The organism is Sandarakinorhabdus sp. DWP1-3-1 (assembly GCF_049896705.1).
Classification (GTDB): domain Bacteria; phylum Pseudomonadota; class Alphaproteobacteria; order Sphingomonadales; family Sphingomonadaceae; genus Sandarakinorhabdus.
Genome location: NZ_JAFCUV010000003.1, coordinates 342,621 through 357,291, shown reverse-complemented (window position 1 = coordinate 357,291; position 14,671 = coordinate 342,621). Strand labels below are relative to the sequence as shown.

Sequence of the window (14,671 nt, the reverse complement as noted above, 5' to 3'; positions counted from 1 at the left end):
CGCAATGCTGCGGATGCGAACAGGTGTAAGGCATAGTGGTCGATAAAGTTGCGGCGAAACCTCGCTCGCCGGCGTTGCACCCCGGTTGGACGATGGTCATCGCCTTTTACAACGAGGCGGATTTCCTGGGCGCGACGCTGGCGTCGCTGGCGGCGCAGACGCTGCGGCCGTTCCGGCTTGTGCTTGTCGACAATGGCTCCACCGATGCCAGCGGCGCCATCGCGCGCGACTGGGCGGCCACGCAGAAGGGCGTGTTCACCCAGGTTATCGACGAGCCCGAGCCGGGCCAGGTCCATGCGCTGGCGGCGGGGATTGCGGCGGTGCGGACAGAATTTATCGCCATCGGCGATGCCGACACCATCTATCCACCCGATTATCTCGCCAAGGCCGATGCGGCGTTTCGGGCCGGACCGCCCGACACGGTGGCGGTGTTCGCGCACGACAGCGCCGGCGATCCGCAAGGGTGGCAGGAACGGCTGGCGCGGCAGGCGCGCGACCTGCTGCTGCTGGGGCTGACCCGCGGCCAGACCTATGCCGGCGGCTATGCCCATCTGTACCGGACGGCGGCACTGCGCGCGGCAGGCGGCTATGCGCCGGGGCAATGGCCCTATGTGCTGAAGGATCATGAGCTGGTGCACCGCATGGCCAAACAGGGCCGCTTCGGCCGCAGCCCCGAGCTGTGGGTGCTGGCCTCCGACAGGCGCAGCGACCGCGGCGGGGTGCGCTGGACCCTGGCGGAACGGCTGCTGTACCACGCGACGCCCTATGTCGCGAAGGACTGGTTCTTCTATCGGTTCCTGGGGCCGCGGCTGGCGGCGCGCGGCATGAAGGACACCGTGCTGCGCCAGCGCGCCTGGAGCCCTACTTCCCCAGGCTGACCCAGTTGATGTCGCCCTTGGCGACCAGGCCGGGGATGTCCTTCTCCCACTTCACCTGGGTGTCGCGGTTGTAGTTGAGGTAGAGCTTGCCATCGACGATCTTCCAGACCTTGGGATCGCCGGCAAAGCGATAGTTGTTGGCGGCGGCCCAGGCGCAATGGCCGCCATATTGCGGGGCATAGCGGGCGGGATTGGCCTCGAAGGCGGCGAGGTTCCGCGCGGTGGCGAATTTGAAGGTGGCGCCCTTGTAGACGGTGGTGAACTTGTCGCTGCCCTCGACCGGCCGGCCGGCGAAATAGCTGACGCTGTCATAGCCGCCGACTGCGGCCGAGGTGCCGAGCAGCCCGGTCCATACCGGTGCTGCGGCAACGGGCGCAGGGGCGAGGAGGGTGAGGGCAGCAAAGGCGGGGCGGAACATGGCGGGCATCCTGTCGTCTGCAGCCGGTCATTCGCCGCCGATCGTCGCCAGGTTACAGGCGGATTGCCGGCGGGCTGGACAGGTGGCGATCGCACAGGCATAAAACCGGCATGCATCTGTCCGGCCTCCTGCTGCTTCGACTTACGCGCCCTTAGGCGCGACGTCCTGCTCGCCTGTGCGAGCCACCGCGCCTGAGGGACCTTCCGACCGGAACCCGAATTCAGACAGGCAGACATGATGATGACCGACCATATCCGTATTTTCGACACGACGCTGCGCGATGGCGAGCAATCGCCGGGCTGCTCGATGAACCTCGAGGAAAAGCTGAAGGTCGCGGCGCAGCTGGAGGCGCTGGGGGTCGATGTCATCGAGGCGGGGTTCGCCATCGCCAGCGAGGGCGATTTCGAGGCGGTGACCGCGGTGGCCAGGCAATGCGAGACGGCGATCGTCGCCAGCCTGGCGCGCGCCGCCGTCGCCGATATCGATCGCGCCTGGGCGGCGGTGCGCCATGCCCGTCGTCCGCGCATCCACACCTTCATCGCGACATCGCCGCTGCACATGCGCGCCAAGCTCAACAAGACGCCGTCGGAGGTCCTGGAGGCCATCGCCGCCTCGGTCGGCCAGGCGCGCAACCTGTGCGGGGACGTCGAATGGTCGGCGGAGGACGCGACGCGCAGCGACCCGGATTTCCTGTGCCGCGCCGTCGAAACCGCCATTCGTGCGGGGGCAACGACGATCAACCTGCCCGATACCGTCGGCTATGCGACGCCCGAAACCTATGGCGCGATGTTCCGCGATGTGATCGGCCGGGTGGCGGACTCGGACAAGGCGATATTTTCGACACATTGCCATAACGACCTGGGGCTGGCGGTGGCCAATACGCTGGCGGCGATCATGGCCGGGGCGCGGCAGTGCGAGGCGACGGTCAACGGCATCGGCGAGCGCGCCGGCAATGCCGCGGTGGAGGAAATCGCCATGGCGATCCGCGTCCGCCACGACGTGCTGCCGGTGCGCACCGGCATCGTGACGACCGAGATCACCAAGGCGTCGCGGCTGGTCAGCGGCATCACCGGCATGGCGGTGCAGGCCAACAAGGCGATCGTCGGCGCCAACGCCTTTGCCCATGAAAGCGGCATCCACCAGGACGGCATGCTGAAGGACGCCGGCACCTATGAGATCATGACGCCCGAAAGCGTCGGCATGGGGGCGACCAACCTGGTGCTGGGCAAGCATAGCGGCCGGGCGGCGTTCAAGCAGAAGCTGGCGGAGATGGGCTATGACCTGTCCGACAACGAGTTCGGCGACGCCTTCAAGCGCTTCAAGGATCTGGCCGATGCCAAGAAGCAGGTGTTCGACGAGGATATCGTGGCGCTGGTCGATGACGAGGTGCTGCGCGGCCATGACCGTATCCAGGTCATCGAGGTCGAGGTTTATTGCGGCAGCAATGGTCCGCAGCGGGCGATCCTGACACTCAGCATCGATGGCGAAGAAGCGACGGCAGCGGTGCGTGGTAATGGCCCCGTCGATGCGCTGTTCAATGCGGTTCGGAAGCTGGTGCCGCACGAGGGCGCGACGCTGCAGCTGTATCAGGTTCATGCGGTGACGGCGGGGACCGATGCCCAGGCCGAAGTGTCGGTGGTGCTGTCGGAAGACGGTCGCACGGCGCGCGGGTCCGGGGCGCATACCGATACGCTGGTCGCCAGCGCCCGGGCCTATGTGAACGCGCTCAACAAGCTGATCGTCAAGCGCGGGCGCCACGCGCTGGCGGCGACGGGCTGACCGGCGGGTCGGCCAGCGCGGCCAGGACCGCGGCGACCTGCGTCGCGGTATCCAGGTCGGCCGGCAGGGTCAGGACGTCGGCTTCCGCCGCCGGCACCTCCAGCGCCGCGAACTGGCTGGCGACCAGCGTCGCCGGCATGAAATGCCCCGCCCGCGCCCCGAGCCGGGCGCGGGCGAGGTCGGCATCGATGGCAAGGAAGACGAAGCCTATTGGCCCTGCCGCGCGAAGCCGATCGCGATAGGCGCGCTTCAGCGCCGAGCAGGTGACGATGCCGGGGGTATCGGCGGCGTGCCAGCCGGCGATCACCGCGGCGATGGCGTCGAGCCAGGGCGCGCGATCGGCGTCGTCGAGCGGCGTGCCCGCCGCCATCCTGGCGACATTGGCCGGCGGATGCAGGTCGTCGCCTTCCTGGAGCGGCACGCCGAGTTGCCTTGCCAGCGCGGTCGCCAGCCGCGTCTTGCCGGCGCCGGCTACGCCGCAGAGGACGAGCGAATGGGGTAGGATCATGCCGCAGGATAGCGGGATCGCCGACCCGAGGAAATGACCGTCACCGGACATGACAGGGGCGGCGCACCGGAATGCGCCGCCCCCGTGACGTCCGCGGTCGATCAGGCGGCGATGGTGGCCTGGCGGCGCGAGCGCATGCCGACACCGACGATGCCGAAGCCGACGATCATCAGGGCCCAGGAGGCGGGTTCCGGAACCGCTGCCGACACGCTGCCGAACATGGCGTTGTCGAGATTGAAGGTCTCGGCCGAACCGTTGATGTCGTCGAAACCGCGCCAGGTGACCGAATCGAAGCTGTTGGTCGAGGTGAAGCCGAAGAAGCCGGGGGCTTCATACTGGATACGGCCGGCGACTTCGGTGCCGCCACCGGTCAGGTTGAGCGTGAACTCCAAGCCCTGGCCGCGGCCGCCCGGATCGAGGTTGAAGATGCCGCCGAACGCATTGGTGCCGCCAGCGAAGAAGAAGGTGGTATCGGCCTCGTTCTTGACCGGACGGTCGTTGAACAGGCCGCCGCCGATGGAGCCGACGGTCGAAGTGAACGACAGACCCGAAACCAGGGTACTATCCTCGAAATCTTCGGTGACGGCGCCGGACACCGCGGCGGCAAAGGCGCTGCTGCTGGTATAGGTGGTGACGGCGGCATGGCCGGCGGTGGCGGCCGTAAGCGCCATGGCAGCTGCGAAAATGGTGAACTTCATTGATTTTTCCCAAGTTAGGCGTGCCGTTGAGGACGCTGGTCGGGTTCATGCACAACTTGTGCCATATTCGCGGTCTGTTAAATTTACCAAATATTCAAGATGTTGCGAGCCCGTATCATCTCAGGCGTGTTAAAACTGTAAAATTTCCCGACACTTCGGCGCCGGCTGTGCGTGTCGGCCGGTGCCTGACGCGCCAGCGGCGAACGACGGTCGGAGCAACCCGGATCGCGCTACCGGGGCGACCGCCCGTGCCGGATCGGCAATCGCCGCCGTGGCGGCAACCCGGGTGATGGGGCAAAACACCCCGTTGCTATTGGGCTGCCGTGGCGCGACACCGAGCAGCGGACAACGACGGGGGACGGGCATGCAAAGGCTGTTGGGGTGCGTGGCATTGGCGATGGCGGTGCCGGTGGCGGCCCAGCCCACCGGCCCTGCGGAAACCGCGACGCGCGCCGCGATCGCCCGGGTGGAAGCGCTCAACCCGAAAGTGAACGCCGTGCTGGCGCTCGATCCGACGGCGGTCGACCAGGCGCGCAGCCTCGATCGCCAGCGCAAGGCGCGCGGGCCGCTGTTCGGCGTGCCGGTGCTCATCAAGGACAATATCGAAACCAGGGGGCCACTGCCGACGACGGCCGGCAGCCTGGCCCTGAAGGACAATGTCACCGGCCGCGATGCGCCGCTGGTGGCGGGCTTGCGTGCGGCAGGTGCTGTCATTCTCGGCAAGACCAACCTTTCCGAATGGGCCAATATCCGTTCCGACTATTCGATTTCGGGGTGGAGCGGGCTTGGCGGCCAGGTCCGCAACCCGCATGCGCTCGACCGGACGCCGTGCGGGTCGTCGTCGGGCAGCGGCGCTGCCGTTGCCGCCGGCATGGTCGATGCGGCGATCGGCACCGAAACCGATGGCTCGGTCACCTGCCCGGCGGCGATCAACGGCATCGTCGGGCTGAAGCCCACCGTCGGCCTCGTTTCGCGCACCCATGTCGTGCCGATCAGCCACAGCCAGGATGCGCCGGGGCCGATGACCGGCGATGTGCGGACGGCGGCGCTGGTGCTCGGCGCCATCGCCGGCAGCGACCCCGCCGATGCGCAGACCGCGGCGGCGGACGCGCACCGCGCGGACTATGTGGCGGCGCTCGATGCCGGGGCGCTGAAGGGGGCGCGTATCGGCGTGATGCGCTTCACCACCGGCTGGTCGCCCGCGACCGATGCGGTGTTCGAAACGGCGCTGGCGGTGTTGAAGGCGCAGGGCGCGGTGCTGGTCGATGTCGAGGCGCCCAAGGACCGCCGTGCCATCGGCGCCGGCGAGTTGCAGGTGCTGCTGAGCGAATTGAAGGCCGACCTCAACGCCTATCTGGCGACGACGCCGGCCAGCGTGAAGGTGCGGACGCTGGCCGATGCCATCGCCTTCAACGCCGCGACGCCGCGCGAGACGGTGCTGTTCGGGCAGGACATTTTCGTGAAGGCGGAGGCGACGAAGGGGCTCGACGACAAGGCCTATCTCGATGCCCGCGCAACATCGCTCAAAGGCGCGAAAGACGCGCTCGATGCGATGCTGGCCAAGAACAATGTCGTGGCGCTGGTCGGCATCACCGCCGCGCCGGCCTGGCCGATCGACGCCGTGATCGGCGACCAGAGCCCGGGCGGCGGCGCCGGCGGGCTGGCGGCGGTATCGGGCTATCCGCACCTGACCGTGCCGATGGGCGCGGTCCGCGGGCTGCCGGTCGGGTTGAGCTTCATCGGCCCGGCATGGAGCGAGGCGCGGCTGCTGGGGCTGGGCTATGCCTATGAGCAGGCGAGCCGGGCGAAGGTGACGCCGACGTTCGCGGCGTCGGTGGAGACGATGCCGGATGTGGCGGCGGCGTTGGCGCCGCCCCGCTAGTTGTGAACCCGGCGAAGGCCGGGGCCGATACACCACGATCGCTGTTGCACACGCGCGCATCAACCGAGAGCTTGCGGTTTATGGGCCCCGGCCTGCGCCGGGGTGACCGGTGAACAACAGACTCGCCTTGCCTTTCGCGCCCTGATCCGTCATAGGGCCGCTTCTCGATTGCGCCGGGGTCCGCCCCGGCGTTGTCGTTCGGACGCAAGCCGGAGGGGTGTCGCATGGTGCGGCATCAGCGATCGGCAGAGGAGTGATGACACATGCCATTCTATGAGCATGTCTTTCTCGCGCGACAGGACCTGGCCGCTGCCCAGGTCGAAGCGATGACGGAGACATTTTCGCGCATTATCGCCGACGGCAACGGGACCGTTGCCTCGAACGAATATTGGGGCCTGCGCAGCCTCGCCTACCGCATCGCCAAGAATCGCAAGGCGCATTATGTGATGCTCAGCATCGATGCACCGGCCCCGGCCGTTGCCGAGCTGGAGCGCCAGGTCGCGCTAAACGAAGACATCATCCGCTACATGACCGTCCGCATCGAAACGCTGCCGACCGAGCCGTCGGCGATGATGAAGCGCGGCGAGCGCGAGCGTGAACGCGGCGATCGTGACGGCGCCCCCCGCGGCGACCGCCCGGATCGTGGCGACCGCGGTGACCGTGGTGACCGTGGTGACCGGCCCCGGGGCGGTGACCGCCCCGACCGCGCCCCGCGCGCGTATTGATCGGAAGGATAGATCATGGGACGTCCCTTTTTCCGCCGCCGCAAGAGCTGCCCTTTCTCGGGCGCCAATGCTCCCGTCATCGACTACAAGGACGTGCGCCTGCTGCAGGGCTTCGTGTCCGAGCGCGGCAAGATCGTGCCGTCGCGCATCACCGCCGTTTCGGGCAAGAAGCAGCGCGAACTGGCCCAGGCCATCAAGCGCGCCCGCCATCTGGGCCTGCTGCCCTACCTCGTTAAGTAGGAGTAACCCCCATGGAAATCATCCTGCTCGAGCGGGTCGAAAAGCTGGGCGCCATTGGCGATATCGTCAATGTGAAGCCGGGTTTCGCCCGCAATTTCCTGCTGCCGCGCGGCAAGGCGCTGCGCGCATCGGAAGCCAACAAGAAGAAGTTCGAAGCCGATCGCGCCCGCATCGAGGCTGAAAATGCCAAGCGCCGCGATATCGCCCGGGCCGAAGCCAAGGACGTCGACGGCGCCACTGTCGTGATGATCCGCCAGGCCTCGCAGACCGGCCAGCTGTTCGGTTCGGTCGCCGCGCGCGATCTCGCCGAGGTGCTGGTGGCCGGTGGCCACAAGGTCGCCAAGAACCAGATCGTCCTCGACAAGCCGATCAAGTCGCTCGGCATCCACGACGTGCGCGTGGCCCTGCATCCCGAAGTCGTCGTGATGGTCAAGGTCAACATCGCCCGCTCGCCGGAAGAAGCCGAGCTGCAGGCCAAGGGTGTCGACGTCAACGCCGACATGTTCGAGCGCGAGGAAGCCGGCTTCACCGAAGCCTTCGACCCCGGCGCCGAGCCCGGCACGCTGCCGGTCGACGACGAAGCGCCGGCCGCGGAGCCCGCGACCGAAGCCTGAGGCTGTTCGATACGAGAATTGGGGCCGTGCTGCGCAAGCAGCGCGGCCCTTTTTCGTGTGCGGCCAGAGCAACTGTCACCCCGGCGTAGGCCGGGGCCCATGGGCCACAAGCCGGGAGGTCTGGGTCCGCTGGCATCGGCACTGGTGTTTCATGGGCCCCGGCCTGCGCCGGGGTGACAGGAGCGGGAAGGGCTTGACCCTTACGCCCCGACGCGTCACTCCCCCGCCATGAGCGAAGAACCCGAGACCATCCCCGAAACCGCCCCGGTGGTGACCGAAACCCCGCCCGACCGGCTTGCGGCCCAGCCGAACAGCCCGTTCTACAATGCCGACCTGCTGGAACGCGGCGTCGGCATCATCTTCAACGGCGTCGAGCGCACCAATGTCGACGAATATTGCGTGTCCGAAGGCTGGGTGAAGGTCGCCGCCGGCAACAGCCGCGATCGCTATGGCCGGCCGCTGACCATCAAGGTCAAGGGTGTCGTCGAGCCTTATTTCAAGAGCTGAGCGCTGATGGCCGACCTGTTCGGCACGGATGCGGCGCCGGGCCCGGCCCCCAACCCGCCGCTCGCCGAACGGCTGCGGCCGCGCAGCCTCGCCGATGTCGTCGGCCAGGCGCACCTGACCGGGCCGGAAGGCGCCATCGGCCGCATGGTCGCGGCGGGGTCGCTGTCGAGCCTGATCCTGTGGGGGCCGCCCGGCACCGGCAAGACCAGCATCGCGCGGCTGCTGGCCGAGGCGGTGGGGCTGCGCTTCGTCGGCATTTCGGCGGTGTTCTCCGGTGTTGCCGAACTGAAGAAGCTGTTTGCGGAGGCCCGTGACGCGGCGCGAGCTGGCCAGAAGACATTGCTGTTCGTCGACGAGATTCACCGCTTCAATCGTGCCCAGCAAGACGGTTTCCTGGGCGTTGTCGAGGACGGCACGGTTACTCTGGTCGGCGCGACGACGGAAAATCCCAGCTTCGAGCTCAATGCCGCCATCCTCAGCCGAGCCCAGGTGCTGATCGTGCGGCGGCTAGACGAGGCGGCGCTCGGCGAATTGCTCGACCGGGCGGAGGCCAGCGAAGGACGGCCGCTGCCGTTGACGGCGGACGCCCGCAGCGCGCTGCTGGCGTCGGCCGATGGCGACGGCAGGTTCCTGCTCAACCAGGTCGAATCGCTCTATGCGGTCAAGCTGTCGGAACCGCTCGACCCCGCCGGACTGGCGGCGCTGCTGCATCGGCGGATGCCGGTCTATGACAAGGATCGCGAGGGCCATTACGGGCTGATTTCGGCGCTGCACAAGGCGCTGCGCGGCTCGGATCCCGACGCGGCGCTCTACTATCTGGAGCGCATGCTGACGGCGGGGGAGGAGCCGCTGTACCTGCTGCGCCGCATGGTGCGCTTTGCCAGCGAGGACATCGGGCTGGCGGATTCGAACGCGCTGGCGGTGACGCTGGCGGCCAAGGACGCCTATGATTTCCTGGGGTCACCCGAGGGTGAACTGGCGATCGTCCATGCTTGCCTGTACCTGGCGACGGCGCCCAAATCGAACGCCGCCTATGTCGCCGAAAAGGCCGCAAAGCGCAGCGCCATCGCCACCGGATCGCTGTCGCCGCCGCCGCACATCCTCAACGCCCCGACGCGGCTGATGAAGGACATCGGCTATGGCAAGGGCTATGCCTATGACCATGATGCAGAGGATGGTTTTTCGGGCGCCGATTACTGGCCGGAAGGGATGAGCGCCCAGACCTATTACACGCCGAGCCCGCGCGGGCACGAGGCGCGGATCGGCGAGCGGCTGGCGGAATGGGCGCGGCGGCGGGCGGCCAGGCGCAATGACCTGGGATGAGGTCGCCGCGATAGCCCTGGCGCTGCCGGGTGCGGAGCGGTCGACGCGCTATGGCCGCGAGGCGATCAAGGTGGGGGGCAAGATGTTCGTCGTGACCGGAAAGGACGATGATCATTTCGTGCTGACGGCGACGCTCGACGAGGTCGAGATGCTGATGGCCACCGAGCCGGACTGCTTTTTCCAGACACCGCATTACGTCGGCTGGCCGAGCGTGCTGGTACGCTACGCCACGGCTGATCCCGAACGCATCGCCGTGCTGGTCGCACGGGCGTGGGCGCGCCGGGCATCGAAGGCGCAACTGGCGGCGCGCGGGTGAGATTCAGCCGCTTCGTCGGCATCGACTGGTCGGGCGCGGTCGGGAGCCGGCATCCATCTGTGCAGGTCGCCGTCTGCGAAACCGGCACGGAGGCCCCGCGGCTGGTGCTGCCGGCGTCGGGGGTGTGGTCGCGGGCCGGGGTGCTCGACTGGCTGGGTGGGCTGTCCGGCGATGTGCTGGTCGGCATGGATGCGGGCTTCGGCTTTGCCGCGGTGCCGCCGTTCCTGGGGCCGGCGCGGGATCTGTGGGCGGAAATCGATGCCGTGGCGGCGGGCGATGCGGACCTTGGCGGGCACAGCTTCATCGCGCATCGCCGCGACGCCTATTGGCTGGGGGCCGCCGATGGCCCGCGCCATCTGCGGGCGCATCTGCGGGTGACCGAACAGGTCTATGCGGCGTCGCGGCTGGGCACGCCGACGTCGAACTTCGTGTTGCTGGGGGCGGCGCAGGTCGGCAAGGCGACATTGTCGGCGATGCGGCTGGTGCACCGGCTGGGCTGGCCGGTGTGGCCGTTCGACCCGCTGCCCGACCGCGGCCCGGTGATCCTGGAAATCTATGCGCAGGCCTTTGCGCGGATGGGCGGGGTGCGGGGCAAGCTGCGCGACCGGGTGGCGCTCGATGCGACGCTGGCGGTGCATGGCTCGGCCCCGTTGCCGGCGGGGTTTCCCGATGTGTTTCCGGACCATGTGGGGGACGCAATCATCACCGCGGCGGGGCTGCGCGCCATCGCCGGCGACGCGCGCTGGTGGGCGCCGGCGGCCATGACGCCGGGGATTGCGGTGACGGAGGGGTGGACGTTCGGGGTCGGTTAGTCCCGCTCCCACCATTTGGCCGCCCGCGACCGCGCCCGGCCATAGTCGATCAGGCACAGCATCTCGCGCTTGTGGAACTGCACCGGTGGCGGCTTGTCGGCCTTGTCGAGCGCCCGCCAGTCGGCGCAGCTGCGGCCGTTGAAGACATGGGCGCGGGCGTCGGGCTCGATGCGGACGAAGCTGGTGCCGGCCGGCGCCGCTGCACCGGCGGAGAAGCGATAGACCTGGTTGGTGAGGATATCGACCGAGCGCAGGCCGAGGTCGACGAGGTCCCAGTCCTTTGGCACGCCGGCGGCGGGGCAGCTGCCATCCTTGTTGGCGGCGAACGGGCATTGTTTCTCGATGGCCAGCGTGCCGTTGACGATCACGAAGCTGGCGGGTGCCGGGCTGCGCTGGTCGGCCGCCAGGCTGCGGGCCAGCGCCGCGCCACTGGCCTCGGCGGCGCGGAACACGCCGAAGCGCATGCCGCCGTCGACGAGCATGCGGCCGTCGATATAGACCGGCGGCGCAGCGAGCGGCACCGATGACGAGGCGATCAGCGCCTCGATATAGCATTGCTTCAGGCGCGGGCGGGCGGCGGGGTCGGCGGCGGCCCAGCGCGAGGCGAGCGCGGTCATGTCGACGGCATAGGCCTCGCCGTCGCGGACATCGACGACGCCGACGAAAAACTTGCGACCGGCGGCATCAGCGGCGGCGATTTCCCCCAGCAGCGTGTCGTCGAGCGTGCCACCCAGCCGGCGGCGCAGCGGGTCGAGCGTGCCGGCGGCGCCTTCGCGGACCCGGCCGATGAGGCCGCGCGCCTTGACGTCGACCAGGTCGGCCTCGCTGTCGATCGTGTAGCCGGCGACGGCACGGTCGCTATGGCCGGTGAACACCGTGGTGCCGATCAGCGCGCCGGTGCTGATGCCGCTGACGACGCGGAATTCGGGCAGGCTGCCGCCGCCACCGGTGCGCCACTGGTCGATGAAGCCGGCACCAAAGGCACCGTTCTGGCTGCCGCCCGACAGGAACAGCGAGACGGGCCGCAGCAGGGCGGCGCGGTTCGACTGCGGCGTCTCGGTCGTCGGCGGCGCGAGCGCGGCGGCGATGGCGGCTTCATACGCACTGGGGGGAGCGCCGACCGCTTCCAGCCCCGGGGGCGGCGGCGGTGTCGACAGCGCCGACAGCGGCAGGTCGCAGCCTGTGACATCGATGGGCTTGTGCGCGCACCCTGCGAGGGTGAGGGCGGCAACGGACAGCAACAGGCCGGTCTTCGCCATCATGGCGGTGCTCCCTTGGCTGGCGCGACCTGTTTTGCCGCCAGTCTATGGCGCGACTGCCTGCGTAACAAGCGGCTTCGATTGGTCAAAAGCGCCGCCTCGCGCTAAGGGGTGGCGATGCCCGTGCTGTCGTCCGTCCCGCCCCTGTTGCTCGTTGCCATTGGCGGCGGCATCGGATCGATGCTGCGCTATCTGGTCGGGCGCTGGGCATTGGTGAATTTCGGCACCAATTTCCCTGCCGGCACCTGGGCCGTCAACATCGCCGGCGGGCTGCTGATGGGTCTGCTGGTGGGCTGGCTGGCACGGGTCGACGAGGGCGGCGAGCAGTTGCGCCTGCTGCTCGGCGTCGGCGTGCTCGGCGGCTTCACCACCTTTTCGGCGTTCAGCCTCGAGCTGTTCGCCATGATCAACCGCGGCGACATCGGCCTTGCCGCTGCCTATGCCGTGTCCTCGGTCGCCGGCAGCGTGCTCGCCGTGATGACCGGCGTTTATGTGATGAGAAACTGATGCCGACGATTATCATAGCCGACGACGACGACGGCATCCGGCTCGACCGCTGGTTCCAGCGGCACGCGCCCGACACCAGCTTCAACATCGTGTCGCGCTGGGCGCGCACCGGCGGCATCCGGCTCGATGGCGCCAAAGCGGCGCCGGGGGACCGGATCGCGGCGGGGCAGACCCTGCTCTATCCCGATCACCTGCCCGAGCCATCGGCGGCGACGCGCGCGCGGGCGGAGGTCGAGTATCGCGAGCCCCTGAGCGATGCGCAGATCGGCTATATCCGCGGCATGATCATCCACCAGGATGCGCACGCCATCGTCATCAACAAGCCGCCAGGGCTGGCGACGCAGGGCGGCAGCGGCATCACCACCCATGTCGACGGGCTGCTCGATGCGTTGCAGTTCGATGCGGCGACGCGGCCCAAGCTGGTGCACCGGCTCGACAAGGACACGTCGGGCGTGCTGCTCCTGGCGCGCACGGCGCGGGCGGCGGCGTTTTTCTCCAAGTCGTTCGCCGGTCGCGATGCGCGCAAGACCTATTGGGCGCTGACCATCGGCGTACCCAATGTCGAATCGGGCGAAATCGACGCGCCGCTGTCGAAACAGCCCGGCACTGGCGGCGAGAAGATGCATGTCGATCCCGAAGGCGGGCTGAAGGCCAGGACGCGCTATCGCGTGCTCGATCGCGCCGCCGGACGCGCCGCCTGGGTCGAATTTTCACCGCTGACCGGCCGGACCCACCAGATCCGTGTCCATGCCGCGGCGATCGGCAATGCCATTGTCGGCGACGGCAAATATGGCGGCAAGGACGCGTTCCTCACCGGCGGCATCAGCCGCAAGCTGCACCTGCATGCGCGGCGGCTGGTCATCGACGCGCCCGATGGCGGCAAGATCGATATCAGCGCCGAACTTCCGGCGCACATCGCCGAAAGCTTTGCCCTGCTGGGGTTCGACCCGGCGCTCGGCGCGCCGCTGGTCGAGGTGCCGAAATCGGCGACACCCAAGCCCAAGTCGCGGCGGCTGTCGTCGGCGACGAGTGGCAACCGTCGCGGCGAGCGCCGTTCACGCGGCGGCTGACGGGCAATGAAAACGGCCCGGCGCGAGGCGCCGGGCCGTTCCATTCGATCAGGCCCTGAAGATCAGGCCCTGAAGATCAGGCGCTGACGACTGCCATCCGGCGGCGACGGGCGGCGGCGCCAACCAGGCCGAAACCGGCAATCAGCATGGCCCAGGACGCGGGCTCTGGCACCGTGGCGCCGGCACCGCCCTCGCTGAGGACGCCATAGACGTCATCGACTTCAAAGGCGACGCCGGTCGAATTGAAGCGGATGCCGCTGATCAGCTCATCGCCTTCGGCGGTGAAGAAGACGCGGCGGTTGGTCGACGGCAGGTCCTGGTTGCCATTGGCGGGCGGCAGCGCGTCGCCGGCGATGGTGAACATGCTGCCGTTCGACAGCAGGATGTCGACCGAATTGTAGCTGTCGATCGAGCCCCAATAGAAGCTGACCGCGGTCAGGTCGAGTGTCGACAGGGTCGCCGAACCGTTCGGAATGGCCGAGGAGACGAACAGATACTGGGTATCGTTGCCGGCCGGCGCTGCCGCACTGCCGTTCGATCCGGTCTGCAGGCCATAGTCACCGCTGAGCGTATAGCCGTCGGGCAGGTCACCTTCGAAATCGACGAGCAGGGTCTGGCCGGGAGCGCCCGGATCCGGGGCGCCGAAAACGGTGGAGACCGTCACCGCAGCAGCCGGCATTGCCATCGTGGCCGCGAGCGCGGCGGCAATGACGGGCAGTATCTTAACACGCATGTTGTGGCTTCCTTTGCAAACCCCCCGTGGTTCACCCCGCAGAAACCTCTCTGCAATGTTTGTGCCAATCGTCGCGATGAAGCGATATCAAAACCTTGCATCTTCGTTAACGACGCGGAATGTAAAATAATCCGACACTATTAGGCGAAGAATATACCACAACGGCCAATATAACGCCGAAGTAATCACTTCGTAAAGTGCACGAAACGACAATAATATCTGATGAACGAAATGGCGCAAATCAGGAGGTATTCGATCATTCAGGGATAGCACGTCACCCGTAGGGGCCGCGGAGAGCGAAGGTCTGTCTGCAGTCGAACAGGAAATTGCGCGGCAAGATGCGGCGATCGACTGCCTTCGGGAACATGTGCAGGCCAGTCGCCTGCCTCGCCAGCACAGTCG

General features: G+C 67.9%; 17 protein-coding genes. 12 read left to right on the top strand and 5 right to left on the bottom strand.

Going from position 1 to position 14,671, the window contains the following annotated elements; all coding sequences use genetic code 11:
• The first annotated feature begins 92 nt into the window (after positions 1 to 92).
• Positions 93 to 878: a glycosyltransferase family 2 protein gene (locus ACP7AI_RS15450; RefSeq protein ID WP_426169204.1), complete on the top strand. Its 786-nt coding sequence runs from the start codon at positions 93 to 95 to the stop codon at positions 876 to 878.
• Here the strand turns inward: ACP7AI_RS15450 and ACP7AI_RS15445 are convergent.
• Positions 862 to 1,296, bottom strand: coding sequence for a YHS domain-containing (seleno)protein (locus ACP7AI_RS15445; protein WP_426169201.1), 435 nt, complete (start codon positions 1,294 to 1,296; stop codon positions 862 to 864). The two genes, ACP7AI_RS15450 and ACP7AI_RS15445, sit on opposite strands and share 17 nt — an antisense overlap.
• 240 nt (positions 1,297 to 1,536) lie before the next feature.
• Between ACP7AI_RS15445 and ACP7AI_RS15440 the strand changes: the two genes are divergently transcribed.
• Entirely contained in the window at positions 1,537 to 3,075 is a 1,539-nt protein-coding gene (locus tag ACP7AI_RS15440; protein ID WP_426169198.1) for a 2-isopropylmalate synthase, read from the top strand.
• Here the strand turns inward: ACP7AI_RS15440 and ACP7AI_RS15435 are convergent.
• A complete protein-coding gene (locus tag ACP7AI_RS15435; protein ID WP_426169196.1) occupies positions 3,038 to 3,583 on the bottom strand; it encodes a gluconokinase in 546 nt (181 codons plus the stop codon). The genes ACP7AI_RS15440 and ACP7AI_RS15435 overlap by 38 nt on opposite strands.
• Before the next feature lie 101 nt (positions 3,584 to 3,684).
• Complete coding sequence (locus ACP7AI_RS15430) at positions 3,685 to 4,281, bottom strand: PEPxxWA-CTERM sorting domain-containing protein (protein ID WP_426169194.1); 597 nt, start codon at positions 4,279 to 4,281, stop codon at positions 3,685 to 3,687.
• A 364-nt stretch (positions 4,282 to 4,645) separates the two neighbouring features.
• Here ACP7AI_RS15430 and ACP7AI_RS15425 point away from each other — a divergent pair, with 364 nt between their 5' ends.
• The 8 genes from ACP7AI_RS15425 (at position 4,646) to ACP7AI_RS15390 (ending at position 10,700) form a co-directional block, all read left to right on the top strand.
• Positions 4,646 to 6,163: an amidase gene (locus ACP7AI_RS15425; RefSeq protein ID WP_426169191.1), complete on the top strand. Its 1,518-nt coding sequence runs from the start codon at positions 4,646 to 4,648 to the stop codon at positions 6,161 to 6,163.
• A gap of 263 nt (positions 6,164 to 6,426) precedes the next feature.
• Complete coding sequence (rpsF, locus tag ACP7AI_RS15420; RefSeq protein ID WP_426169188.1) at positions 6,427 to 6,888, top strand: 30S ribosomal protein S6; 462 nt, start codon at positions 6,427 to 6,429, stop codon at positions 6,886 to 6,888.
• 15 nt (positions 6,889 to 6,903) lie between these two features.
• Positions 6,904 to 7,128: a 30S ribosomal protein S18 gene (rpsR, locus tag ACP7AI_RS15415; RefSeq protein WP_152578201.1), complete on the top strand. Its 225-nt coding sequence runs from the start codon at positions 6,904 to 6,906 to the stop codon at positions 7,126 to 7,128.
• 11 nt (positions 7,129 to 7,139) lie between these two features.
• On the top strand, positions 7,140 to 7,742 hold the full coding sequence (rplI, locus tag ACP7AI_RS15410) for a 50S ribosomal protein L9 (RefSeq protein ID WP_426169185.1): 603 nt from the start codon (positions 7,140 to 7,142) through the stop codon (positions 7,740 to 7,742).
• Between the two features lie 270 nt (positions 7,743 to 8,012).
• On the top strand, positions 8,013 to 8,249 hold the full coding sequence (locus tag ACP7AI_RS15405; protein WP_426170156.1) for a DUF3297 family protein: 237 nt from the start codon (positions 8,013 to 8,015) through the stop codon (positions 8,247 to 8,249).
• A gap of 6 nt (positions 8,250 to 8,255) precedes the next feature.
• Positions 8,256 to 9,572 carry a replication-associated recombination protein A gene (locus ACP7AI_RS15400; RefSeq protein ID WP_426169182.1) on the top strand — a complete coding sequence of 439 codons (1,317 nt, stop codon included), beginning with the start codon at positions 8,256 to 8,258 and terminating at the stop codon, positions 9,570 to 9,572.
• On the top strand, positions 9,559 to 9,888 hold the full coding sequence (locus ACP7AI_RS15395; protein WP_426169179.1) for an MmcQ/YjbR family DNA-binding protein: 330 nt from the start codon (positions 9,559 to 9,561) through the stop codon (positions 9,886 to 9,888). The genes ACP7AI_RS15400 and ACP7AI_RS15395 overlap by 14 nt, the downstream gene beginning before the upstream one ends.
• Positions 9,885 to 10,700, top strand: a complete 816-nt coding sequence (locus ACP7AI_RS15390; protein WP_426169177.1) for a hypothetical protein — start codon at positions 9,885 to 9,887, stop codon at positions 10,698 to 10,700. Before ACP7AI_RS15395 ends, ACP7AI_RS15390 begins: the two co-directional genes overlap by 4 nt.
• Here ACP7AI_RS15390 and ACP7AI_RS15385 read toward each other — a convergent pair.
• Complete coding sequence (locus ACP7AI_RS15385) at positions 10,697 to 11,962, bottom strand: patatin-like phospholipase family protein (RefSeq protein ID WP_426169174.1); 1,266 nt, start codon at positions 11,960 to 11,962, stop codon at positions 10,697 to 10,699. The genes ACP7AI_RS15390 and ACP7AI_RS15385 overlap by 4 nt on opposite strands.
• Positions 11,963 to 12,076: 114 nt before the next feature.
• Between ACP7AI_RS15385 and crcB the strand changes: the two genes are divergently transcribed.
• Both crcB and ACP7AI_RS15375 read left to right on the top strand, forming a co-directional pair.
• Positions 12,077 to 12,466: a fluoride efflux transporter CrcB gene (crcB, locus tag ACP7AI_RS15380; RefSeq protein WP_426169172.1), complete on the top strand. Its 390-nt coding sequence runs from the start codon at positions 12,077 to 12,079 to the stop codon at positions 12,464 to 12,466.
• Entirely contained in the window at positions 12,466 to 13,536 is a 1,071-nt protein-coding gene (locus ACP7AI_RS15375) for an RluA family pseudouridine synthase (protein WP_426169169.1), read from the top strand. The genes crcB and ACP7AI_RS15375 overlap by 1 nt, the downstream gene beginning before the upstream one ends.
• A 76-nt stretch (positions 13,537 to 13,612) precedes the next feature.
• Here the strand turns inward: ACP7AI_RS15375 and ACP7AI_RS15370 are convergent, their stop codons facing one another.
• Positions 13,613 to 14,269 carry a PEPxxWA-CTERM sorting domain-containing protein gene (locus ACP7AI_RS15370; RefSeq protein WP_426169167.1) on the bottom strand — a complete coding sequence of 219 codons (657 nt, stop codon included), beginning with the start codon at positions 14,267 to 14,269 and terminating at the stop codon, positions 13,613 to 13,615.
• Positions 14,270 to 14,671: the final 402 nt, after the last annotated feature.

What these genes read in the sequence shown, in the direction of transcription:
- ACP7AI_RS15450 (WP_426169204.1), top strand. Translation starts at nt 93, where the DNA reads ATGGTCATCGCCTTTTACAACGAGGCGGATTTCCTGGGCGCGACGCTG.
- ACP7AI_RS15445 (WP_426169201.1), bottom strand. Translation starts at nt 1,296, where the DNA reads ATGTTCCGCCCCGCCTTTGCTGCCCTCACCCTCCTCGCCCCTGCGCCC.
- ACP7AI_RS15440 (WP_426169198.1), top strand. Translation starts at nt 1,537, where the DNA reads ATGACCGACCATATCCGTATTTTCGACACGACGCTGCGCGATGGCGAG.
- ACP7AI_RS15435 (WP_426169196.1), bottom strand. Translation starts at nt 3,583, where the DNA reads ATGATCCTACCCCATTCGCTCGTCCTCTGCGGCGTAGCCGGCGCCGGC.
- ACP7AI_RS15430 (WP_426169194.1), bottom strand. Translation starts at nt 4,281, where the DNA reads ATGAAGTTCACCATTTTCGCAGCTGCCATGGCGCTTACGGCCGCCACC.
- ACP7AI_RS15425 (WP_426169191.1), top strand. Translation starts at nt 4,646, where the DNA reads ATGCAAAGGCTGTTGGGGTGCGTGGCATTGGCGATGGCGGTGCCGGTG.
- rpsF (WP_426169188.1), top strand. Translation starts at nt 6,427, where the DNA reads ATGCCATTCTATGAGCATGTCTTTCTCGCGCGACAGGACCTGGCCGCT.
- rpsR (WP_152578201.1), top strand. Translation starts at nt 6,904, where the DNA reads ATGGGACGTCCCTTTTTCCGCCGCCGCAAGAGCTGCCCTTTCTCGGGC.
- rplI (WP_426169185.1), top strand. Translation starts at nt 7,140, where the DNA reads ATGGAAATCATCCTGCTCGAGCGGGTCGAAAAGCTGGGCGCCATTGGC.
- ACP7AI_RS15400 (WP_426169182.1), top strand. Translation starts at nt 8,256, where the DNA reads ATGGCCGACCTGTTCGGCACGGATGCGGCGCCGGGCCCGGCCCCCAAC.
- ACP7AI_RS15395 (WP_426169179.1), top strand. Translation starts at nt 9,559, where the DNA reads ATGACCTGGGATGAGGTCGCCGCGATAGCCCTGGCGCTGCCGGGTGCG.
- ACP7AI_RS15385 (WP_426169174.1), bottom strand. Translation starts at nt 11,962, where the DNA reads ATGATGGCGAAGACCGGCCTGTTGCTGTCCGTTGCCGCCCTCACCCTC.
- crcB (WP_426169172.1), top strand. Translation starts at nt 12,077, where the DNA reads ATGCCCGTGCTGTCGTCCGTCCCGCCCCTGTTGCTCGTTGCCATTGGC.
- ACP7AI_RS15375 (WP_426169169.1), top strand. Translation starts at nt 12,466, where the DNA reads ATGCCGACGATTATCATAGCCGACGACGACGACGGCATCCGGCTCGAC.
- ACP7AI_RS15370 (WP_426169167.1), bottom strand. Translation starts at nt 14,269, where the DNA reads ATGCGTGTTAAGATACTGCCCGTCATTGCCGCCGCGCTCGCGGCCACG.